This is a genomic window from Campylobacter concisus, from assembly GCF_003048615.2.
Taxonomy (GTDB): Bacteria; Campylobacterota; Campylobacteria; order Campylobacterales; family Campylobacteraceae; genus Campylobacter_A; species Campylobacter_A concisus_C.
On record NZ_CP049263.1, the window covers coordinates 124,059 to 145,053 of the forward strand.

Annotated in this window: 20 protein-coding genes, 1 tRNA gene and 1 pseudogene; 10 read left to right on the forward strand and 12 right to left on the reverse strand. The window is 41.6% G+C overall.

Annotated elements, in window-relative coordinates; translation table 11 throughout:
- Positions 1-43: 43 nt before the first annotated feature.
- Entirely contained in the window at positions 44-235 is a 192-nt protein-coding gene (gene rpmI, locus CVS89_RS00635; protein ID WP_004317422.1) for a 50S ribosomal protein L35, read from the reverse strand.
- A 201-nt stretch (positions 236-436) separates the two neighbouring features.
- Between rpmI and CVS89_RS00640 the strand changes: the two genes are divergently transcribed.
- The 4 genes from CVS89_RS00640 to CVS89_RS00655 all read left to right on the forward strand — a co-directional run bounded on the left by CVS89_RS00640 (position 437) and on the right by CVS89_RS00655 (position 6,157).
- The gene (locus CVS89_RS00640; protein WP_107848497.1) at positions 437-1,933 is read left to right on the forward strand and encodes a C69 family dipeptidase; all 1,497 of its coding nucleotides are present in this window, start codon (positions 437-439) and stop codon (positions 1,931-1,933) included.
- A gap of 577 nt (positions 1,934-2,510) precedes the next feature.
- Positions 2,511-4,784, forward strand: coding sequence for a 5-methyltetrahydropteroyltriglutamate--homocysteine S-methyltransferase (gene metE / locus CVS89_RS00645; RefSeq protein ID WP_107848239.1), 2,274 nt, complete (start codon positions 2,511-2,513; stop codon positions 4,782-4,784).
- A 25-nt stretch (positions 4,785-4,809) separates the two neighbouring features.
- Positions 4,810-5,268 (forward strand): hypothetical protein, encoded by a 459-nt coding sequence (locus CVS89_RS00650; RefSeq protein ID WP_107848240.1) that lies wholly within the window; start codon positions 4,810-4,812, stop codon positions 5,266-5,268.
- 4 nt (positions 5,269-5,272) lie between these two features.
- Positions 5,273-6,157 (forward strand): methylenetetrahydrofolate reductase, encoded by an 885-nt coding sequence (locus CVS89_RS00655; protein WP_107848241.1) that lies wholly within the window; start codon positions 5,273-5,275, stop codon positions 6,155-6,157.
- A gap of 307 nt (positions 6,158-6,464) precedes the next feature.
- Here CVS89_RS00655 and CVS89_RS10245 read toward each other — a convergent pair.
- From CVS89_RS10245 to CVS89_RS00675, 4 genes and pseudogenes are all read right to left on the reverse strand, one after another.
- Positions 6,465-6,722, reverse strand: a pseudogene (locus CVS89_RS10245) (helix-turn-helix domain-containing protein); the annotation flags it as partial.
- A 260-nt stretch (positions 6,723-6,982) separates the two neighbouring features.
- Complete coding sequence (locus CVS89_RS00665) at positions 6,983-7,123, reverse strand: hypothetical protein (RefSeq protein ID WP_180543854.1); 141 nt, start codon at positions 7,121-7,123, stop codon at positions 6,983-6,985.
- Entirely contained in the window at positions 7,123-7,824 is a 702-nt protein-coding gene (locus CVS89_RS00670) for a cytochrome c3 family protein (RefSeq protein WP_107848242.1), read from the reverse strand. The genes CVS89_RS00665 and CVS89_RS00670 overlap by 1 nt, the downstream gene beginning before the upstream one ends.
- Positions 7,821-8,258 carry a cytochrome c3 family protein gene (locus CVS89_RS00675; RefSeq protein WP_107848243.1) on the reverse strand — a complete coding sequence of 146 codons (438 nt, stop codon included), beginning with the start codon at positions 8,256-8,258 and terminating at the stop codon, positions 7,821-7,823. The genes CVS89_RS00670 and CVS89_RS00675 overlap by 4 nt, the downstream gene beginning before the upstream one ends.
- Positions 8,259-8,482: 224 nt before the next feature.
- On the opposite strand from CVS89_RS00675, the gene CVS89_RS00680 reads away from it, so the two are divergent.
- Both CVS89_RS00680 and CVS89_RS00685 read left to right on the forward strand, forming a co-directional pair.
- A tRNA-Val gene (locus tag CVS89_RS00680) sits at positions 8,483-8,558 on the forward strand.
- 249 nt (positions 8,559-8,807) lie between these two features.
- The gene (locus CVS89_RS00685; RefSeq protein WP_107848244.1) at positions 8,808-10,115 is read left to right on the forward strand and encodes an Ig-like domain-containing protein; all 1,308 of its coding nucleotides are present in this window, start codon (positions 8,808-8,810) and stop codon (positions 10,113-10,115) included.
- A gap of 45 nt (positions 10,116-10,160) precedes the next feature.
- Here the strand turns inward: CVS89_RS00685 and CVS89_RS00690 are convergent, their stop codons facing one another.
- The 4 genes from CVS89_RS00690 to CVS89_RS00705 all read right to left on the reverse strand — a co-directional run bounded on the left by CVS89_RS00690 (position 10,161) and on the right by CVS89_RS00705 (position 13,941).
- Positions 10,161-11,579, reverse strand: a complete 1,419-nt coding sequence (locus CVS89_RS00690) for an alanine/glycine:cation symporter family protein (RefSeq protein ID WP_107848245.1) — start codon at positions 11,577-11,579, stop codon at positions 10,161-10,163.
- 89 nt (positions 11,580-11,668) lie between these two features.
- Entirely contained in the window at positions 11,669-12,184 is a 516-nt protein-coding gene (locus tag CVS89_RS00695; protein WP_107848246.1) for an ATP-dependent DNA helicase RuvA, read from the reverse strand.
- A gap of 39 nt (positions 12,185-12,223) precedes the next feature.
- Positions 12,224-13,390, reverse strand: coding sequence for a replication-associated recombination protein A (locus tag CVS89_RS00700; protein ID WP_232524014.1), 1,167 nt, complete (start codon positions 13,388-13,390; stop codon positions 12,224-12,226).
- A 20-nt stretch (positions 13,391-13,410) separates the two neighbouring features.
- Positions 13,411-13,941 carry a pyridoxamine 5'-phosphate oxidase family protein gene (locus CVS89_RS00705; protein WP_107848248.1) on the reverse strand — a complete coding sequence of 177 codons (531 nt, stop codon included), beginning with the start codon at positions 13,939-13,941 and terminating at the stop codon, positions 13,411-13,413.
- Positions 13,942-14,020: 79 nt separating this feature from the next.
- On the opposite strand from CVS89_RS00705, the gene CVS89_RS00710 reads away from it, so the two are divergent.
- Entirely contained in the window at positions 14,021-14,314 is a 294-nt protein-coding gene (locus CVS89_RS00710; RefSeq protein ID WP_103646308.1) for a hypothetical protein, read from the forward strand.
- Between the two features lies 1 nt (position 14,315).
- Here CVS89_RS00710 and ung read toward each other — a convergent pair whose 3' ends face one another.
- On the reverse strand, positions 14,316-15,008 hold the full coding sequence (gene ung / locus CVS89_RS00715; protein ID WP_009295107.1) for a uracil-DNA glycosylase: 693 nt from the start codon (positions 15,006-15,008) through the stop codon (positions 14,316-14,318).
- Positions 15,009-15,070: 62 nt separating this feature from the next.
- On the opposite strand from ung, the gene CVS89_RS00720 reads away from it, so the two are divergent.
- The 3 genes from CVS89_RS00720 to infC all read left to right on the forward strand — a co-directional run bounded on the left by CVS89_RS00720 (position 15,071) and on the right by infC (position 18,322).
- On the forward strand, positions 15,071-15,652 hold the full coding sequence (locus CVS89_RS00720; RefSeq protein WP_107848249.1) for a YbaK/EbsC family protein: 582 nt from the start codon (positions 15,071-15,073) through the stop codon (positions 15,650-15,652).
- Between the two features lie 334 nt (positions 15,653-15,986).
- Complete coding sequence (gene thrS, locus CVS89_RS00725) at positions 15,987-17,807, forward strand: threonine--tRNA ligase (RefSeq protein ID WP_103573649.1); 1,821 nt, start codon at positions 15,987-15,989, stop codon at positions 17,805-17,807.
- Complete coding sequence (infC, locus tag CVS89_RS00730) at positions 17,804-18,322, forward strand: translation initiation factor IF-3 (RefSeq protein WP_009295104.1); 519 nt, start codon at positions 17,804-17,806, stop codon at positions 18,320-18,322. The genes thrS and infC overlap by 4 nt, the downstream gene beginning before the upstream one ends.
- Positions 18,323-18,960: 638 nt before the next feature.
- Here infC and CVS89_RS00735 read toward each other — a convergent pair.
- Together CVS89_RS00735 and gdhA are read right to left on the reverse strand one after the other, a co-directional pair.
- Complete coding sequence (locus CVS89_RS00735) at positions 18,961-19,251, reverse strand: hypothetical protein (RefSeq protein WP_149709435.1); 291 nt, start codon at positions 19,249-19,251, stop codon at positions 18,961-18,963.
- 371 nt (positions 19,252-19,622) lie between these two features.
- A complete protein-coding gene (gdhA, locus tag CVS89_RS00740; RefSeq protein ID WP_004317349.1) occupies positions 19,623-20,981 on the reverse strand; it encodes an NADP-specific glutamate dehydrogenase in 1,359 nt (452 codons plus the stop codon).
- Positions 20,982-20,995: the final 14 nt, after the last annotated feature.

The following is a 20,995-nucleotide window of genomic DNA, read 5'->3' on the forward strand; positions in this document are numbered from 1 at the left end:
AGTTTGAATGACTTTTTTGTCAAAAACTTAAATCTACAGCTGCTTATACGCCGAGCATTTTGCGAACGGCTGGGACATTTGTGCTGTCCACGTATTTTGGGCCACGCAAATCTCTCATACGCTTAGTAGGTTTTTTTGTTAAGATGTGGCTTCTAAAAGCAGAGCCTCTTTTTATCTTATTTTTACCTACTTTAAAGCGCTTAGCAGCACCGCGAACGGTTTTCATCTTTGGCATGCTAATCCTTTTTGAAATTTTATACGCAAGTGCGTAAGTTTTGGATTATAGCGAAAAATCCTTTAGAAAATTTAAATTTCACTTAGACAAAATTTGCAATAAATTTACATTAAACTTAAAAGAATTTTAAAATTTATAATTAAATTATTAAATTTGGCATATAATCACATATAAGAAATTTATTTTACTAAAGGAGTAAAAATGAAAGGGAAAATTCTCGCATCAATCGTCGCTATGAGTGCGATTTTAGGCACAAGTAGCTTGGCATGCACTACCATTTTAGTAGGAGATAAAGCTTCAAATGACGGCTCTATGTTAGTGGCTAGAAGCGCTGATAGCAAAGCTATAAAGGCTCAAGTCTTTTTGATACATCCAGCTACGAAAAACCAAACTGGCATGCACAGCTCAAAGGCACATGACGGTGCAAATGACTTTACATATCCGCTCCCAAAAGATGGCATGAGATACACAACTATCGCAAATTCACACACAAAACTTCACGGAGCAGTCGGCTACAACGAGGCTGGCGTTGGACTAAGCGGCACTGAGACTATCTATGCAAAAGATGAGCTTTTAAAAGTTGATCCATACAACGAAGAGACCGGCATCACAGAAGATGACATCCCAGACGTACTTTTGCCACGTATGAAGAGTGCAAAAGAGGGCGTTAAGCTTCTTGGCGAGATAGTGGAGACAAAAGGCGCTGGCGAGGGCTTTGGCGTGGTATTTGTCGATGCAAATGAGCTTTGGTACTTTGAGACAGGCACAGGCCACAAATGGATCGCTTCAAAGATCCCACAAGATGAGTATTTCGTCACTGCAAACCAAGGCAGACTTCACGCTTACAAAGAGAATGATCCAAATTTCATGGGCGCAAAAGATGTCATCAAATTTGCGATTGACAACAAGACTTATGACCCTGCAAAAGATGGCGAATTTAACTTTACAAAGGCCTATACAAGGGACGATGAGAGAGATGTGACTTACAACTACCCACGTGTTTGCTGGGTTCAAAGTATGTTTAACCCAAGCCTAAAACAAGACTTCGCCGATGGTCAGAAATTCCCAGTATTTTTAAAACCAGAGAAAAAACTAAGTATTGAAGATCTAAAAGCTGCGATGAGAGCCCACTACGACGGCACTGCGTTTGATAACTACGCTAGCAAAGATGAAGATAAGAAAAACATCTACCGCGCTATAAGCGTCTTTAGAACATACGAGTCTCACGTCATGCAGGTGCGCCCTTGGCTACCAAAAGAGATCGGCCGCGTGACCTACGTCGCTCTTGGCATGGCTGATCTTAGCGTTTATTTGCCGTATTACGAGGGGCTTGATGGCTTTATAAAAGGTTACTCTGATGGTTCATACGATGCTGATGACACTTCGATTTACTGGGTTTATAGAAAGCTTCAAACCCTTGTGATGACTGATTATGAGAAGTATTCGCCAGTGGTTAAAGAGGCATACGCTAAATTTGAAAAAGAGTTGGCAGTAAAACAGGCTAAATTTGAAGATGAGTACGTAAAACTTTATAAAAAAGATAAGAAAAAAGCGGACAAACTCTTAAATGAATTTAGCCAAAAGACAATGCAAGAGGCTAAAGATCTAACACAGGAGCTTACAAATAAGGTCTTTACTATGCTTACAGCTGATATGGATGCTAAGCTAAAATCCCTAAATAAAGGCAAAAAAGACTAAATATTCTGGGCGTGAAATTTAGTAGCGCCCAATCTTTAAACAAAAATTTGGCAAAGAGCGTTTATAATGCGACAAAAATTCACTACAAAGGAAAAACGCTGATGCCTTGTCCCATGCGTAAAGCTCATTAATCTCGGCAAAAAACATATCAGCGATTTTCAAAAAACACGCAAATTTTTAAATGATTTTACATTTTTTCACATTGAGATAAATCCATTTTTGCTAGCAGGTCCGCTGCATTGTAACTGCATTTTTAATAGCAAAGCTAAGCAATGCTTGAAATTTGGCAAGGATCTTTTTAGCAGGGTTTTTTATAAATTTTACTTTAGTTTAAGAAGAAGCGGGTGTCATCCACCTCGTTTGAGGTGATTAAATTTATTGTTTGAGCCGTGATAGTGAAAATTTGGCTTTTGGTGGCAGAAGGGGTTTCTGCTTACGGTCTGCTTGCAGTTGCGAGCTTGCGACGCAAAACGTCGCCCCTTCCGCCCCCAAACCCCCCACCTACCCCACTGCACGTTCAAGGTGGCTGCGCCTTGCGCAGTTTTAATTAAAAAATAGAAATTTAAAAAGGATAAAAATGATAAAAAGTTATGTTTTAGGTTTTCCAAGAATCGGAGAGAAAAGAGAGTTGAAGCGCGCATTAGAGGGCTTTTGGGCTGGTAAAGAGGGCTTTAGTGAAGAGAATTTGCAAGAGACTGCAAAGACGCTTCGCCAAAGACACTGGAAATATCAACAAGACGCTGGCATTTCAGCTATTAGCGTTAATGATTTTTCATTTTACGACCTAATGCTCGATAACATCATCGCTTTTGGCGCTACACCTCCAAGATTTGCAAATTTAAGCGGCTTGGAGCAATATTTTGCTTGCTCAAGAGGCAACAAAAATGGCGTTGCGATGGAGATGACAAAGTGGTTTAACACAAACTACCACTATATCGTGCCAGAGCTTAGCAGCGAGAGCAAATTTAGCCTAAAAGCGGACAAAATTTTAAATGAATACAAAGAGGCGAAGGCTAACGGCGTAAAAGGCAAGGTAAATTTGATCGGCCCTATCACATTTTTGGCTCTTTCAAAGACGACTGACGGCAGCTGCCCATTTAAGCACCTTGACGCGCTTGTAGGCGAGTACAAAAAGCTACTTGAGCAAATTTCTAAGCTTGATGATGAAATTTTAGTGCAGTTTGACGAGCCGATCTTTGTAACTGACAAAAACGAAAGCGACCTTTTACCACTTATCACAAAGGTTTATAACGAGCTAACAGGCGTTGCAAACAATGTTAAAATCGTATTTGCGACATATTTTGAGCATGCGATCAAGGCAGTTAGCGAAGTGGCTAAAACTAAAATTTATGGTATCGCACTTGACTTCATCCACGGCAAGAGAAATTTCGAAGTACTTGAGACTATCAAAAATAGCCATTTAACGCTATTTGCTGGCGTGATCGACGGCAGAAATATCTGGAAAAGCAACATCGACGAGAAGGTAAAACTTGTTCGTGAAATTTCAGAAAAAATAGGCGGCAAAGACTTTTACATCGGCACTTCATGCTCACTTCTACATGTGCCTTATACATTAAAATATGAAGAGAATTTAAACCCAGAGATCAAAAGCTGGCTAAGTTTTGCGGTTGAGAAGCTTGATGAGATCAAGATCATCACAAAACTAGCAAACGGCGAGAAGCTAAATGAGGCTGAGTCAAAAATTTACGAAGAGAATAAAAATGCAGTTAAAACTCGCGCCACTTCAAAGCTCATCCACTCTGAAAGCGTTCAAGAACGCATCAAAAATTTAAGCAAATTTGAGCGTGACGAGAAATTTGAAGACCGCATCAAAATTCAACGCGAAACCCTAAACTACGGCATATTGCCAACAACAACGATAGGTAGCTTCCCTCAAACGGTTGATCTTCGCGTACTTCGCCAAAATTTCAAAAAAGGCGAGATTGACGCGGCCGCTTATGAAGCAGGCATCAAAAAATATATCGATCACTGCGTGAAATTCCAAGAAGATATCGGCCTAGACGTGCTAGTACACGGTGAGCCAGAGAGAAACGACATGGTCGAGTACTTTGGCGAGCAGATCAGCGGATATGCATTTAGTCAAAATGGCTGGGTGCAAAGCTACGGCAGCCGCTGCGTCAAGCCACCACTTCTCTTTGGTGACGTAAGCCGCCCAGAGCCTATGACTGTTAAGTGGATGAAATACGCTCAAAGTATCACAAAACACGTAATGAAGGGCATGCTAACAGGTCCTGTGACTATGCTAAACTGGAGCTTTGTGCGTGATGATCTTCCAAGAAGCGAGGTGGCAAAACAGCTCGCACTTTGTATCTATGACGAGATCGCAGACCTTCAAGCTGCAGGCATCAGAGTGATCCAAGTCGATGAGGCAGCGTTTAAAGAGGGCTATCCGCTAAGAGCTGAAAATATCCCAGCTTATGAGAAATTTGCGGTTGATTGCTTCAAGCTTTCAGTAAGCTCGGCTGAGGCAAAAACTCAGATCCACACGCATATGTGCTACTCTGAATTTAACGATATTATTAAAACTATCGAGGCAATGGATGCTGATGTTATCAGTATTGAGACTGCAAGAAGTGGCAACGAGCTACTTAAAATTTTCAAAGCCGTTGGCTACAAACAAGAGGTTGGACCTGGCGTTTACGACATCCACAGCCCACGCGTGCCAAGTGTCGAGGAGATCGTCGCTCAGATCAAAGCCCTGCTTGAAGTCTTGCCAAAAGAGCAACTCTGGATCAACCCTGACTGCGGCCTAAAAACTAGAAAATGGGAAGAGGTCGAGCCGAGCCTTAAAAACATGGTAGAAGCTGTCAAGATCGTAAGAGGTCTATAAAATTTAATTAAAAAGGATTTGAAAAATGAAAAGGATTTTTCTATTTGTAATATTAGTTATATTTGCGTCCGGATGTAGTTCTGGACGCCACTCTATACCACTCAACAAAGGTGCGTACAAGCAAACAAATATCTATAGTATCAGTGAGGCTTTAAATTTAGAAGCTGCCAAAAAAGAGCTAGCAGGCTTTGAAAATGTGAGGCTTGAGTTTGGCTCAAACGACCAAAATAAAAGCGTAATAAAGGCAAATGTAAAGGTTCAAAGATTTATCACTGATAGCGGAGATATAAAGGGCTATTGCCAAGAGGCTTTTGTCGCCGTCATAAAAAGATATATGATAGCTGCTAAAAAGCAAAATGCCGACGTGGCAAATATCGTAAGCTTTTGGCGAGCCGACGCGAAATACCTAAAAGACGAGTTTGTCTGCATGTCGTCAAAAAATTCTGTTGGCGTGGTGATGAGGGCTGATCTAGTTCAAAAGTGAGAAAATGCTAAAAGAAAAAATTTTAAATAAAGAAAAAGGGCTCGTGCTATATGGCCTCACGCCGCCAAAGGCTGAATTTGAAGAGGCAAAGCTACGTGAGATCTCAGAGCGCTGGACGGGGCGGATAAATGATATCAAGGCCGACGGGCTCGTGCTTTACGAGGTGCAAGACGAGAGTGAGAGAAATGATAGCGAGAGGACATTTGAGTTTAGTGGGACGCTAAGCCCAGAAATTTACTACAAAAAGTACCTAAACGTCGCAACACCTAGCATATTTTACCGCGTGGCTAGCGGATACGGCGAGGATGAATTTCGCGCAGCGCTTAAGGCTCAAAGCTCAAATTTAAACGTGCTAGTGGGGGCAACTTCAAGTACGCAAAAAGTGAGGCTAAATTTAGCTCGCGCCTACGAGATCGCTGGGGAATTTGGGGACTTGGCGGTTGGCGGTGTCTGTATCGCAGAGCGTCACGGCAAAAAGGGCGATGAGCCACAAAGGATGCGTGAAAAGATCGCAGCTGGAGCTAAATTTTTCATATCGCAAGCGATATTTGACGCACAGCTAGCGCGTAAATTTTTAGAGGATTGCGCGGCTGCAAAGATAAGCGAGCCGATATTTCTTACATTTAGCACAGCGGGCAATGCAAAAACACTTGAATTTATCAAATGGCTCGGAGTGAGCGTGCCAAACTCGGTCGAAGAGAGGCTAAATTTCAGCTCTGACTACCTAGCTAGTAGCTGCGAGATCATCAAAGAAATTTGGTGCAAGCTAAAGAAATTTGGCGATGAAAATGGGCTAAATTTAAGCATAAATATAGAAAGCGTCATGGCAAAACGCGCCGAGATCGAAGCGAGCTTGGAGCTAACAAAAAGCATAAGAGAGTTGGTGTAACGCCAGCTCTTGCTATAAATTTATAAAATTCTTTCTTGATGGTGCAATGCCGCCACAAATCCACACAAAAAAGCCGTTATGATTAGCGATCACAAGCTGTTTTAAAGGTCAGTTGGCTATTGCTTGACAAATTTCAAAAATTGCTATAGCAAAAACGATATGGCTTTATGTAAGAAATTTGACGAGATATACGAATACGGCAAACTGCTAAGAGAAAAAAGGCGGTGCTTTGGCAAGGTAAATTTATCAAAGCTGCTGTAAAAATCGTTGCAATAAAATAGCCAAACAAGACAAAAGTTTTTGCAAATTAAAGCAAATTTGATCCAAAAGTATAGAAATTTAGCTTCAAATAATATCTAAATTTGACTAACCCCCCCCCTCGCTCCACCTTATATCCAGTGCCTCGCACGGTTTTTAGGCAGATAGTTGGTATCTTAGCTCTTATCTCTCGCACGAGCGATCTTGTGCGGTCTTGCGATAAGGTTTCGTTTTTATATAGGCGGTGATCTATCTCGTTGTAAGTGACGACGTGGGGCGAGTTTTTGCATAAAATTTCAAGTAGCTCGCTCTCTTTTTTGTCAAATCAGATTTTCTTATACACTGGGAGTTTTTGTCAAAGATTTAGCTCAAATTTAGAGCCTAAAAGCACCTTGCAAAGCCTAAAAACATGAAATAAAAACTAAATGGCTTAATGATAAAATCATTAACCCTAGCGTAGTAAATCCTCTTAAAAACGCTAGGGACGCTAACGCCCTGCAAAAGCATAATGGGAGTGATGTTTTGGCTACCTCTTATAAATTTAACCAGATCAAGGTTTAAATTTCTTTATCCATTGCCGCGCTCAAAGTCTTTGATGACTTCGCTGGCGCTTTTTAGCTGCATCATCCTAAACCCAAAGCGGTAAAGCGATGCATTTAGGATGACATTTTGCTCAAAGTCGCTTGAGAGCAGCAAGATCTTCTTCATCAGCCAGCTAAACCACCAGCTGGTTTTTTGGCGTCTTTTTCAGCCTTTTGTTTTAAAAATTCCTCTTCGTCTTTTGTAGGTTTATACTCATCTTTGAAGAATTTTTGCTTAGTTTCGATCCTCTTTTCGATCATCTTTTTATCATAAATTTTATATGACGGCTTCCAATACTCAAGATAGTTTCTAAAGCCAGCGCTGTGACCTGCGTCATAGTGGCAGCTTACACATTTTAGCTCTTTAGGGGTGTCAAGGAGCTTTTTGTAGTGAGCGTGCATCTTTTGAGCTTGCGCTGAGGTGTTGTTGCTATCTATCACGTTTGTGTGGCAGCTTGTGCAGCCGTTGTCAAAGACGAAATGCTCGCGGTTTTTGAGGTTTTTGTGCCAGTCAATTGCGCTAGGATCGCCAAAGAAATGCACCCAGCCCTCTAAAATGCCGTTTTTCGCCTTTGTTAGGGCGTATTTTGCGATGTTGTCATGCGGTATGTGACAATCCACGCATCTTGCTTTGATGCCTGTTTTGCCGTTTCCGCTGTGGACGTCGTCATTGTAGGCGATGACCATAGGGTCCATCTCGTGGCAAACGATGCAGAATTTATCCCCACTCGTCTCATCAAGCGCGTAATGAACTGGCAGAACGACTAAAAATCCAACAATTCCGCTTATGAAGATTATAAGCGCTAGTAATTTTTTTGAAATTTTCATGGTGTTACTCCGTTCATCCATTGTGGCACCTCGTGTTCATGGCACTCAGCGCACATGTTTGTAGATGGTTTGTGCTCGTTGTGGCACTCGTCGCAGTACAAAGTCGGACCATCGTGAACAGAGTTGTGAGGATTTGCCTTTAGAGTATCCATAAATTTTAGCCTCTGGGCTAAGAGCTTTTTGCTCTTGTGACAGGATAGGCAGCCAGCGTCGCCGATCGCTTTAAATTTGCTAGGATCATCGCCCTGGTTTTGGTGACAATCAACGCAGTCAAAGCTTAGGTGTTCATGATGAGGTTTGATCTTATATTTGGCTCTTAGCTCATCAGAGACTACTACTTTTGTGACGTTTAGATCGCCCTTTGGTATATCGGCACCAAAGAGATGAAGCGAAAATAAACAGGCAAAAATAGCGATGAATTTAAGCTTATTCATACCCTTTTCCTTTCTATTAAGATTTTATAAACATCAAATTTCAATGAAAAACTAATATTTTTATTTAAACTTATTTTTATAAAATTATAGTCCTTGTTTGATTAAATCTGCATTAATAATATTTTAGAGTACTAAAATATAGACTAGTTTTATAAAGTTAAATTTTAAAGAAAATGGCAATTAAGCTAAATAAAATGGAAAATAAAATATAATCCCAAATCTTTGGTCCCGTAGCTCAGTTGGTAGAGCACTACCTTGACATGGTAGTGGTCGATGGTTCGAGTCCATTCGGGGCCACCATTTCTATATAAACTTCCCCAAAACGTAAAATCCAAAAAATAAAATTTAAAAATATTTTTTTGTAACTATACCATTTTTAAATTTTAAACTAAATCCCTAAAATACGGCAAGCTATTACTAAATTTAACTAAAAAATTTATAACTTCATATTTCTAAAATGTCACAACTGTACCAAAGTACAATAGTAAAGAACTAAAATATTTACTTATAATTGCAGCATAAAAACTAAAAACATAAAAAGGAAATGTTATGAGTAAAGTTAAAGGATTAATAAAATCAATAATCGGCACGGATGCCATCGTCGCAGTTGATGCTAATGGAAATCAAAGAACTCTAAAAGCTGGCGACGTGATCTATGACAATGAGGTCATAAAAGAGCAAGACGGTGTAAAGGTCGAGGTGCAAGCTGCGCAAACTCAAAATGAAAATGCTAGCGATGAGACTGGCAAAGAGATAGCATCGCTACAAGAGCAACTACTAAATGGTAAAGATATCTCTGATCTTGAAGAGACTGCAGCTGGCGGTACTCAATCAGCAGGAGGAGTAAGCTCGAATGGTGTTAGCCTTGGCGCTGCTGGCTTTGCAAATGGTGGTCATGAGTCAAACGTAAATGCAAATTTTGGCGATCTAAGCTCTCAAGCAAACGCTAGCGCAGAGGCTTTTACAAATGTAAGTGGTGGCGCAAGCGAGGAGGGCTTTAGTCTTGATACACTTGCGGCTGCGATAGATAATGCATATAACAATATATTGCCACAGCCACTAGAAGTAACTGTCACAGCAGTTGATGATAACGTAGTGACTGGAAATACAGATCAGGCAGTAAGCAGCAACCTTGACATCGAGGGCAATATCTTAGAGCATGAAAATTCACAAAGAACAGGTCTGCATATCACAAATGATAACACTCCAACTTTGGTAGGTAAGGCTACTTCAAACGCTACTATAAGTATATTTGATGGTGAAGGTGAAAATGCACCACTACTTGGCACGACAACTGCTGATAATGATGGCAACTGGTCATATACACCAACTTCACCTTTAGCTGATGGAGATCATAAATTTACTATCGAAGCTAGCAAAGTAGCTGCAAACGGCGAAGAGCTAAAAGCTACAAGCACGCAAGAGATAACTATTGATACAAACAATAACACCTTGTCTATCACAAAAATATCTACTGATGACTTTTCTGACCTGTCACACTATAACACAATGTATGATAGCAATAAACAATATGACTTTTCACCAACTATCGAAGGTAAGGCTGAGCCATTCGCTGATATAAATTTGGTTATCAAAACTGCTGATGTGTTTTACAATGATGGCTTAGGTAACTCTTGGCTAGGCAAAGCAGCTCAAGTGGTCGAAGAACTAAGCGCTAAGGCTGATGCTGATGGTAACTGGAAAGTCGAGAGTAGCGTTTTAAACAATAGGGATTTTGAGTACACAGTCCAAGCATCATCGGTAGATGAAGCCGGTAATAAATACGCAGAGCCTCAAGCATCAACGTTTTATTTACCGACAGAGCCTATATATCTAGCTCCAACTGACCACCTATAAAACATAAAATTAATGTGGAGAGCCTCTCTCCACACACTCTTAAATCTACTTCAAATACTCTTTTACGTCGTACTCTTTGCCAGCGTCGTGATCTTTTAAAAGCCTTGCTACGACGGGGCTTAGAAGGATTATAGCAATCAAATTTGGCACAACCATAAGTCCGTTAAACATATCAGCCAAGCTCCAGACAAAATCAACCTTTTGCAAGCTGCCTAAAAAGACAAAAACAACAACTAAAATTTTAAAAATTTTAACCGCCTTTGCACCAAAAAGGTAGCGAACGTTGATCTCAGCGAAGTAGTACCAGCCAATGATCGTCGTAAATGCGAAGAAAAATAGGCAGATCGCCACAAAGCTATAACCGCCAGTTTTGCCAAAGATATGCGACGAAAACGCCTCTTGCACCAAGGTGATGCCTGTAAAGACTGCCTTGCCGTTTTCAAAGCTGATGACGTTTGCGGTTAGCACCACAAAAACGGTTATATTTAAGATGACAAAGGTGTCTATAAAGACGCTCATTATGCCAAGGACGGCTTGATCGACTGGGTGTTTGACGTTTGCAGCAGCGTGTGCGTGTGGAGTTGAGCCCATGCCAGCTTCGTTGCTAAAAAGTCCCCTTGCGATGCCGTATCTCATAGCAGCTGCGATGCTAGCGCCAGTTGCCCCACCCCAAGCAGCCGAAGGGTCAAACGCAGCTTTAAATATTAGTGAGATCGCCTCTGGGATTTGATGAAAATTTAAAGCGATGATAACCACGCCAACAACGATATAAAGTAGCGCCATTAGTGGCACGATCTTTTCAGCGACCCTTGCGATCGCCTTTACGCCGCCTATGAAAATTAGCGCGCAAATGAGAGCCAAAAACGCCCCTGTTAGCCACTGCGGTATGCCAAAAGCGCCGCTAAAGCCGTCTGATATGGAGTTTGCTTGAACCATGTTGCCGATAAAGCCAAGTGCGATGATGATAGCGATAGCGAAAAATCCAGCTAGAAATTTCGCCCATTTGCCCTTTAATCCGCGGCTTATGTAAAAGGCTGGACCGCCTATCGTATGACCGCTGTCGTCTTTGGTGCGGTAAATTTGAGCGAGGCAAATTTCAGCAAAATTTGTAGCCATGCCCAAAAAGGCTGCGCACCACATCCAAAAAATGGCTCCAGGGCCACCCATGATAAGCGCTGTCGTCGCACCCACGAGGTTGCCCGTGCCAACTTGCGCCGCGATAGCGGTTGCTACTGCTTGAAACGAGCTCATACCAGCCTTGCCAGCAGCCTCGCCGTGAAGTGAGAAATTTCCAAAAAGCTTGCCTAAACCCATCTTAAATTTAAAAATCTGAACAAAGCCAAGTCTAATGGTGAAAAATAGTCCAGTGCCACAAAGTAGGGCGATGAGGAAGTATGGACCCCAAAGAAATGAATTTATACTTTCAACGCAGTTATTTAAAATTTCAGCAAAATTTGTAGGCATTTTTTTAACTTTCGTGATTGATTTGGATCTAAGAAGTATATTTGAATAAATATAAAATTTAAATTAATAGCTAAAAAATCATGGCCGAACTAAATTTTTACAAAAGCGCCCTGCAAAACCATGCGTGAATAGTAGTAAAAGCTGTAAAATAGCCTATCGTCATAGTTTAGCTCGTCTTGATCCACGATCTCAAGATACTTTGGCTCTAGCATTTGCTCCATTTTTGCAAGTGGCTTTGCATGATCCATCTGTTCTATTTTTTCGCAAATTTCAAGCATAAATTTAAAAAACTCTTCAAGCTTACGTGAGATAAATTTAGCTGCTTCGCCTTTTTCGCCTAGCGCACTTTTATAAATTCGCACCAAAAAAACGAGCGCAAAGGGCGTTGCGTGCCAAAATGTCTCTTGATATTCACACTCACCAAAGATCTCATCAAGCAGCCCGCTAAGCTCTTTTTCATCAAATTTGCTCTTTTTTACAGCCTTTGTAAGTGTGTTTAAAATTTGCGCAAAAAGCTCCGCCGTGCCGTAGCTGCAGCTTAGTCTATCCCATGGCACGTTTTTTATCTTTAAATTTGCTATATATTCTAAATTTTGCTCGTTCATGCGCGTACCTTTAAAATTTCGAAAGAGTAAGGCCTAAATTTAGCCCTTTGATCTTATCTTTTCTAGCCACTCATTTAGCGTTTTTTCAAAGCCTATGCCCTTGCTTTTGTAAAAAACGAGCGGTTTTTCTAGGTATTTTTGCTCGACCCAGCCGCCAAAATCATGCGGATAAAGGTAGTCTTTGCTCTCTTTTGTGTGATTTTTTAGATATGGTGGGATCTTTAAAATTTCTTCGCTTTGCACGTATCTTAGGGCGGCATTTATCGCGTTGTAGCTGGAGTTTGACTTTGGTGAGCTGGCTAGATAGACGGCGCACTGAGCCAGTATGATCCTAGCCTCTGGAAAGCCTATCTCTTTTACGACGCTTAGCGTGCTGGCGGCTAAATTTAGCGCATTTGGGTTTGCGTTGCCGATGTCTTCGCTGGCAAATATCGCCATCCTTCTAGCGATGAAGTCCGCGCTCTCGCCAGAGTCTATGAGCCTTGCGAGATAGTATATGACGGCGTTTTCGTCGCTTCCGCGCAGGCTTTTTATAAAAGCGCTTGCTAGCTCGTAGTGCGTGTCATCCTCTTTTGCTCCCTCTTTTAGGGCGTTTTGGCGAAGTGTTTTTAAATTTTCTAGGCTCACATTTTCATCAAGCGTGACGGCAAATTCTAGTAAATTTAGCATAGCTCTTGCGTCGCCGCCGCTACTTTTAAAGAGATACTCCTTCGCCTCCTCGTCAATGCTAAATGAAATTTGCTCTCTTATCTTGCCAAGAAGCTCCTCAAAATCGCCACTGCTAAGCGGTCTAAACTCAAAGAGCATCGAGCGGCTTCTGATGCCTGAGCTTAGCGTGAAAAAGGGATTTTCAGTACTTGCACCGATGACTAGGGCTTTGTAGTTTTCCATGGGGATGAGTAACGCTTCTTGCTGGGTTTTGCTAAGGCGGTGGATCTCGTCTATGAAAAAGAGTGGCTTGTTTAGGGCGTTCTCGTAGTTTTTTAAAATTTTGCGAAAGTCATCTATCTTTAAATTTCCGCCGTCAAACTCGTAAAAGTCGTAGTTTGCCCCGCTTGCCACTGCCCTTGCAAAGCTCGTCTTGCCACAGCCTGCTGGACCATAAAATATGGAGTGCGGTATCTTACTGGTGGCTATAAATTTTAAAAATGCCGCTTTAACCGCCTTTTGTCCGCAAATTTCATCCAAATTTTTTGGTCTAAACATCAGTGCAAGTGAGCTCAAATTTACTCCTTTACCGCTTTTGGCAAAATTTTGGCCTTTGCGCTAAGGCTCTCTATCTTTAGCTCGTAAATTTTCATGTTTTTTAGCCCATACTCGGCTGCCACGTCAAAAGTGCTCATCGCGTAGGCGGTGTATTTTTGACTGAGAATTTTTAAAATTTCATATCTTTTGGCTTCATCTTTCACTTCGTAGGCTCTTGTATTTGCAATGGCGCTTTTGTATTCAGTAGTAAAGACCTTGCCGCCAAGCGCCTTGCCGTCGTCTTTTATCATTTCTAGCTCGCTATCATTTAGATGTGGGACTTTGTTGAAACTAACGCAGACAAACTCCACTTTTCGCCCATTTTGAAGTAGTTTTGCCTTACTGCCAGCGGTCGCTCCGTGGATAAAAATGCTCTCACCAACCCTAACTGGCGAGATCGGCACGCTAAAAATTTCTCCCTCATCATCCACGCATGAGATCACGCCGTATTCGCAATTATCGATGATCTCAATCGCCTCTTCACGACTAAGCTCTCTATCTTTTCGCCTCATTTTTCATCCTTTTTTTGCAAAATATTTTAAAATTTAAGTGCTTAAAGGCTAGTATAACGCAAAAATTTCAAGGAAAAATATGAAAAAATCTCTAATTTTTGCCCTTTTGCTGGGTGTAAATTTATTTGGTGCAAGCGAGGTTTGCAAGGAGTATGTCAAGCAAAGCAGGCTCTATCTTGACGAGCTTTACGCCAAAGAGAGCAAACGACTTGCAAGTGATGAGAAGGCGCTAAGGCTTTTTGAGCTTAAATTTGATGAGTTTAAGCAAAGACAAAGCGGCCAAGAGGCGATGATAATGCAAAATAACGATGAGAAATTTTGCAAAAGCGAGCTAGAAAAGGTAAATAAACTTCTTTCTGAGCTTAAAAAATAGCTCAAATTTGAGCGTTTAAGTCCCACTCTATGGGCGTTTTGCCGTGGTTTGCTAGGTAGATATTTGCCTTTGAAAAGTGTCTGCAACCAAAAAATGCTCCACGAGCTAGCGGACTTGGGTGGGCTGCTTCTAAGATGAGGTGCTTGCTGGCGTCTATTAGTGGTGCTTTTGCCTTGGCTGGGTTGCCCCAGAGCATAAAAACTACGTTTTGTAAATTTTCGCTTATCTTTCTTATGACGGCGTCTGTAAAGCCCTGCCAGCCAAAGCTAGCGTGAGAATTTGCCGCTCCAGCACTAACGCTTAAAGTAGAGTTTAAAAGCAGCACGCCTTGCTTTGCCCACTTTGTAAGATCACCGCTATTTGGCTCTTTTATGCCAAGGTCGGCGTAAATTTCTTTGTAGATATTAACAAGACTTGGTGGCACTCGCACACCACTTGGCACTGAAAAGCTTAGCCCCATGGCTTGATTTGCGCCGTGATATGGGTCTTGACCAAGGATAACCACCTTGACATCGTGAAATGGCGTTAGGTTAAATGCGTTAAATATAAGCCCGCTTGGTGGATAGACGACGCCAGCGCTCTTTGCTTTTAAGAAATTCTCTTTGATGCGTGCGAAATTTTCACTCAAAAACTCATCTTTTAGCACCTCTTTCCAGCTTGGCTCGATCTTTACATCATCTAAATTTATCTGCATTTTCCTGCCCTTTTTGGTTTTAGCGCTATAATTTTAACTAAATTTATCCAAAGGAAAGAGCTGTGTCAGAGCAAATTTTTAATAAAATCCACGATCTTCTTAGCAAAAATGGGGCTAAATTTAGAGTGATAGAGCATGAGAGCGCGAGGACTTCAGAGGAGGTCGCTAAGATAAGGGGCACGAAGATGAGCCAGGGCGCAAAGGCGCTGGTGTGCTCTATAAAAGGCATTGATGAAGTGAAATTTAGAGAAATTTTTAAAGATGAAAATGTGCTCGAAGGCTACTTGCTAGATGACGAAAAGCCAGCGATGAAGGCTGGTAAAATTTACTTGCTCGCGGTTTTGCCAGCGGACGAGCAGGCTGATCTTGACGCGCTTACGCAAAAATTTGATGGTAAAAAAGCAAGCCTTGCTAGCCCAGAGGAGGTTACGGCCTTGGTTGATTGCGTATTTGGCTCGGTTCCGCCATTTAGCTTTCATAAAAATTTACACCTTGTTGTGGATGAGAGTTTGCTAGAACACAACGAGGAGATCGCCTTTAATGCGGGGCTTCTTGATAGATCTATCGTCCTAAACGCAAAAGACTACGCCAGGATAGTAAAGCCGGTGCTTGTTAAATTTGCAAAAGAAAAAGTGCTAGGCTAACCACTTCCTAGCACTAAATTAGTCGGGAGAAAAATGAATTTAAGTAATGCAAAGACGAGAAATTACTAAATTCATTTCAGGAGCAAATATTATCAGGGATAATCTTAAAGTATAATAAATTATATTGATAAAATATGCATATTTTAGGGATATTTATCTTTATATAAAAAAATATATTTTAAAATCTAAAAATTTTGGCTCAAATTTTACTAAATTTAAAAAGAATTTATAAAAATTTGCTTAGCAATTATTAAGTTTAGCTTAAAGCCCATTTCGATAAAATCCTTAATCGTTCTTTTATCGTAAAAAAGACAATTTGATATAAGGAAAAACAATGAGCGATATCATCGCATACAAACTAAATGGCGAAATAGTCGATACTCAAAGTATCGCAGGGCGTGAGAGTAGTGCTGAGCCTATCTATTTTGACAACTCAAAAGAGGCACTACACGTTATCAGACACTCCTGTGCGCACCTAATGGCACAAGCTATCAAATCACTCTATCCAAAGGCGAAATTCTTTGTCGGACCAAACGTAGAAGATGGATTTTATTATGATTTTAGAGTTGATGATGAGGGCACGAAGCTAGGCGAGAGCGATCTAGCAGCGATCGAAGATAAGATGAAAGAGCTTGCTGAGAAGAAATTTGACATCGTTAAAACCTGCTCAACTAAAGCTAATATGAGTGAGAAATTTAAAAACGACGACCTAAAACAAGAGGTCTTAAAAAGAATTCCAGATGGCGAAGTGAGTAGCTACGCACAAGGCGATTTTGAAGACCTTTGCCGCGGACCGCACCTACCAAATACTAAATTTTTAAAATTCTTCAAGCTTACACGCGTGGCTGGCGCATATCTTGGCGGCGATGAGAGCCGTGAGATGCTAACTAGAATTTACGGCACAGCTTACGCAGACAAAGAGAGCCTAAAAGAGCACATCCGCATCATCGAAGAGGCTAAAAAGCGCGATCATAGAAAGCTTGGCGTCGAGATGAAGCTATTTACATTTGATGAAGAAGTGGGTGGCGGTTTGCCTATCTGGCTACCAAATGGCGGACGCTTAAGATCAAAACTAGAGCAACTTCTATACAAAGCTCACCGCGACCGCGGCTACGAGCCAGTGCGAGGTCCTGAGCTTTTAAAGGCTGATGTGTGGAGAAGAAGCGGTCACTACGCAAACTACAAAGAAAATATGTACTTTACAACGATCGATGAGACAGAGTATGGCATCAAGCCGATGAACTGCGTTGGTCATATCAAAGTCTATCAAAGTGACATCCGCTCTTACCGCGACTTGCCGCTTAAATTTTTTGAATACGGCGTCGTTCACCGCCATGAAAAAAGCGGCGTGCTTCACGGACTTTTTAGAGTTCGCGAATTTGCACAAGATGACTCACATATCTTTTGTATGCCAAGCCAGATCAAAGAAAATATCTTAGAAATTTTAAAATTTGCTGGCACGATAATGGAAAATTTTGGCTTTCACTATGAGATGGAGATATCAACCAAGCCAGCCAAAGCGATCGGTGGCGATGAAATTTGGGAAACTGCTACAAAAGCGCTAAAAGAAGCTCTTGATGAAAATGGCTTTAAATACGGCATCGACGAGGGCGGCGGCGCATTTTATGGACCAAAGATCGACATTAAGATAACTGACGCGCTTAAGAGAAAGTGGCAGTGCGGCACGATACAAGTCGATTTTAACTTGCCAGAGCGTTTTGATCTTGGCTACATCGACGCAAATAACGAAAGACAGCGCCCTGTAATGCTTCACAGAGCCTTGCTTGGCAGTTTTGAGAGATTTATAGGAATTTTACTTGAGCACACTGCTGGCGAGCTACCATTTTTCATAGCTCCTACGCAAGTCGTCATCGTGCCTATTAGCGACGCGCATTTAGACTATGCAAAAGAAATTTCACGCGAGCTAAGAAAGATCAACGTCGATAGCGAGATTGCAAGTAAAAATGAGAGTTTAAATAAGAGAATAAGAACGGCAGAAAAACAAAGGGTGCCTATGATAGTCGTGCTAGGAGACAACGAAGTAGCGAACAAGAGCGTTGCGCTGCGCGACAGACAGGCTAGGACGCAGAGCGATATGAGCTTGGCGGAATTTATAAATTTAACGAAGGAGAAACTTAGTGAGGTACATTTTTGAGTAAGGAAAATGAAGTATTGCTCAATGAGGACATAAGGGCGAGAGAGGTAAGATGTGTAGGGGATGATGGCACAGCATACGGTGTCATCTCAAGAGATGAGGCTTTAGAGATCTCAAATAAGCTTGGGCTTGATCTAGTGCTTATAGCGCCAGATGCGAAGCCGCCAGTTTGCAAGATAATGGACTATGGTAAATTCCGCTATCAGCAAGAGAAAAAGCAAAAAGAGGCCAAGAAAAAGCAAAAAACCATCGAGATAAAAGAGATAAAACTCTCTGTCAAGATCGCCCAAAACGATATAAACTACAAGGTTAAACACGCAAGCGAGTTTTTGCAAGATGGCAAACACGTTAAATTTCGTGTATTTTTAAAGGGTCGCGAGATGAGCACCCCAGAGGCTGGCGTAGCCATGCTTGAGAAGGTCTGGGAGATGATCAAAGATGAAGCTGACCGCGACAAAGAGCCTATAATAGAAGGTCGTTATGTAAATATGCTTGTAACTCCAAAAAAGGGTTAAATTTTCACAAAGAGCAGGCTAGGGCTTGCTCTTTTTTATTAAATTTTTAATACAAAAACTTACAAATAACTATTTTCAAAAATTCTATCATTTTTTATATCTTCTAAATTTGCACAAGGGCGTTTGCGGTTGATGTGGCTTGTGAGTTTGTAAATTTAAGTGTTTGTGCGAATGTTTTAACCCAAATTTTGTCTAATTGCAGGCTAAATTTGGTAAGAAACTTGATTATTTGTAGCTTAAATTTAGCAAATTTTAATCATTTGCTATCGCTCGCGCGGGTTGCTTTATTGAAATTTGACCAAGCAAACGCAGCCTATTAGAGTAAATTTGAAGTTCTTGTGAGTAAATGCGGTGCGGGTGTTTTAAGCTAATTTTCGCCTAATATCTAGCTAAATTTGGCAAGAGAAATATTGTTTTAATAATACTTTTTATGTGGTGACTAAAATTGATAAGAAATTTGCTTATTTGTGGGTTAAATGCAGTAAATTTCAATTTTCGCTTACCAAAATTTATCCCACCTTTTTCTGCGAACCCTTACACGAGTGATTTGTTGAAATTTGACTGGATAAAGCCGTCTAGTAAAGTAAATTTGATAACCCTCTGTGAGTTTATAAATTTATGGTGCGTGTGCGAGTGTTTTAGGCTAAATTTAGTAGGAAATTCGCTTGTTTGTAGTTTAAATTTATAAAAGAGATTTTAGGCTGGACGAGCCTAAATTTACTAAATTTCATAAGCCGTTTCTTGTCAAAAAAAGTGCTTTTTATCTGCTTGAGAAATTTTAGGTTTTGCTCGCTTTCTGGCAGGATTTTGTCATTTAGCTTTACTATGTCGAAGTTGCAAGCGCTATGAAAATTTCTCTCTCGCAACTCATTTGCTGCAAATTTCTTTATCGTCAAACAAGCCACGCATAGACCGCACCACTCGTGCAATCAAGCAAAATATCAACAGGATGCTCCACAGCAAAAACTTTCAATTTTACTGCTCAAACCTCGCCACTCCACCATTTGTCGCCATATCAGCTATTTTGACAAAATTTCTATTAAATGCTCTAAAAAAGTGGTCTGCTCGCCACTCTAGTGAAATTTAACCAAGCTTCAAATTTATATCTACCACACCAGCGCAAATTTGTCAAAACGAACGCCGCATAAAATGCATAAAAGCAGCATAAATTTGATAGCTAGCTAGTAAAATTTGCCGTGCAAAAGGCAAATCCTATTTTGGCTAAAAACCCTAGCCAGCCTTATATTGATTTACGTCCAAATTTAGCTTGGACGTAGTAAATTTACAGAGCCAAATTGGCCTACACATATCCTTGATCTATCATCGCATCAGCCACTTTTCTAAAGCCAGCGATATTTGAGCCAAGCACTAGGTTGCCCTCATCGCCAAACTCTTTACTTGTTTCGTAGCTTAGCTCAAAGATGTGGTTCATGATGCCATGAAGTCTGCGATCGACCTCCTCGAAGCTCCACGAAGTCATGCCAGCGTTTTGCATCATCTCAAGTCCGCTCGTGCCCACACCGCCAGCGTTTGCTGCTTTTGCTGGAGCAAAGTGAAAGTCTTTTTGAGCAAGCATGAAATTTATCGCATCAAGCGTGCTTGGCATGTTCGCGCCCTCAGCCACGAAGCGGCAGCCATTTGCGTAAAGCACTTTTATGTCGGCTAGGTGAAGCTCGTTTTGTGTCGCACACGGGAAGGCCCCATCGCATGGCACGTCCCAGACGCCGTTTCTGCCCTCTTTGTATTCGCTCACGCTTACATATTTTGCATTTGGTCTAAATTTTGTGTATTCGCTAAGGCGAGCGCGCTTCACTTCTTTTAGCTCTTTAAGCACCGCTAGATCGATGCCCTCAGCGTCATAGACGTATCCGTTTGAGTCAGAGACGGTGATAGGCAGTGCGCCTGCTTGATAGAGCTTTTCGACTGTGTAGATGGCGACATTTCCGCTACCGCTGACGCTGCATTTTTTGCCCTCAAGCGATAGACCAGCTTTTTTTAGCATGTTTTGTGTGAAATATACTAGTCCGTATCCAGTAGCCTCTGTGCGCGCTAGACTGCCGCCCCAGTTTAGCCCTTTGCCAGTTAGGATGCCATCAAATCTGCCAGTTAGTTTTTTATACTGGCCAAACATATAGCCGATCTCTCTAGCGCCAACGCCGATGTCGCCTGCTGGCACATCCACGGTGTTGCCGATGTGGCGATATAGCTCGCTCATAAATGCTTGACAAAAGCGCATTATCTCGCCCTCGCTCTTGCCCTTTGGATCAAAGGTGCTGCCGCCTTTTGCGCCGCCAATATTTACGCCAGTGAGCGAATTTTTGAAAATTTGCTCAAATCCAAGAAATTTTAGCACGCCAAGATCGACGCTTGGGTGGAGCCTTAGACCGCCTTTGTATGGGCCAACGGCTGAGTTAAACTGCACGCGGTAGCCGTTATTTACCTTTGGTCTGCCATCATCGCCCGTGTATGTCACGCGAAAGATCACCGTGCGCTCAGGGATGACGATGCGCTCTAGGATCGCGTGTTTTTGGTACTTGCTCTCTCTTTTGATAAGCGGCTCTAGGCTGTTTAAAACCTCAGTCGCAGCTTGGACAAAGACGCCTTGACCTGGGTTGGTCTTCTTTATCCACTCCATCGTTTGTTCGATGTACTCGCTCATTTTTGCTCCTTTTT

What these genes read in the sequence shown, in the direction of transcription:
- CVS89_RS00705 (WP_107848248.1), bottom strand. Translation starts at nt 13,941, where the DNA reads ATGAGGCGAAAAGATAGAGAGCTTAGTCGTGAAGAGGCGATTGAGATC.
- CVS89_RS00650 (WP_107848240.1), top strand. Translation starts at nt 4,810, where the DNA reads ATGAAAAGGATTTTTCTATTTGTAATATTAGTTATATTTGCGTCCGGA.
- CVS89_RS00700 (WP_232524014.1), bottom strand. Translation starts at nt 13,390, where the DNA reads ATGTTTAGACCAAAAAATTTGGATGAAATTTGCGGACAAAAGGCGGTT.
- CVS89_RS00640 (WP_107848497.1), top strand. Translation starts at nt 437, where the DNA reads ATGAAAGGGAAAATTCTCGCATCAATCGTCGCTATGAGTGCGATTTTA.
- metE (WP_107848239.1), top strand. Translation starts at nt 2,511, where the DNA reads ATGATAAAAAGTTATGTTTTAGGTTTTCCAAGAATCGGAGAGAAAAGA.
- CVS89_RS00695 (WP_107848246.1), bottom strand. Translation starts at nt 12,184, where the DNA reads ATGAACGAGCAAAATTTAGAATATATAGCAAATTTAAAGATAAAAAAC.
- CVS89_RS00710 (WP_103646308.1), top strand. Translation starts at nt 14,021, where the DNA reads ATGAAAAAATCTCTAATTTTTGCCCTTTTGCTGGGTGTAAATTTATTT.
- rpmI (WP_004317422.1), bottom strand. Translation starts at nt 235, where the DNA reads ATGCCAAAGATGAAAACCGTTCGCGGTGCTGCTAAGCGCTTTAAAGTA.
- thrS (WP_103573649.1), top strand. Translation starts at nt 15,987, where the DNA reads ATGAGCGATATCATCGCATACAAACTAAATGGCGAAATAGTCGATACT.
- CVS89_RS00670 (WP_107848242.1), bottom strand. Translation starts at nt 7,824, where the DNA reads ATGAAAATTTCAAAAAAATTACTAGCGCTTATAATCTTCATAAGCGGA.
- CVS89_RS00675 (WP_107848243.1), bottom strand. Translation starts at nt 8,258, where the DNA reads ATGAATAAGCTTAAATTCATCGCTATTTTTGCCTGTTTATTTTCGCTT.
- CVS89_RS00655 (WP_107848241.1), top strand. Translation starts at nt 5,273, where the DNA reads ATGCTAAAAGAAAAAATTTTAAATAAAGAAAAAGGGCTCGTGCTATAT.
- CVS89_RS00665 (WP_180543854.1), bottom strand. Translation starts at nt 7,123, where the DNA reads ATGAAGAAGATCTTGCTGCTCTCAAGCGACTTTGAGCAAAATGTCATC.
- gdhA (WP_004317349.1), bottom strand. Translation starts at nt 20,981, where the DNA reads ATGAGCGAGTACATCGAACAAACGATGGAGTGGATAAAGAAGACCAAC.
- ung (WP_009295107.1), bottom strand. Translation starts at nt 15,008, where the DNA reads ATGCAGATAAATTTAGATGATGTAAAGATCGAGCCAAGCTGGAAAGAG.
- CVS89_RS00685 (WP_107848244.1), top strand. Translation starts at nt 8,808, where the DNA reads ATGAGTAAAGTTAAAGGATTAATAAAATCAATAATCGGCACGGATGCC.
- CVS89_RS00690 (WP_107848245.1), bottom strand. Translation starts at nt 11,579, where the DNA reads ATGCCTACAAATTTTGCTGAAATTTTAAATAACTGCGTTGAAAGTATA.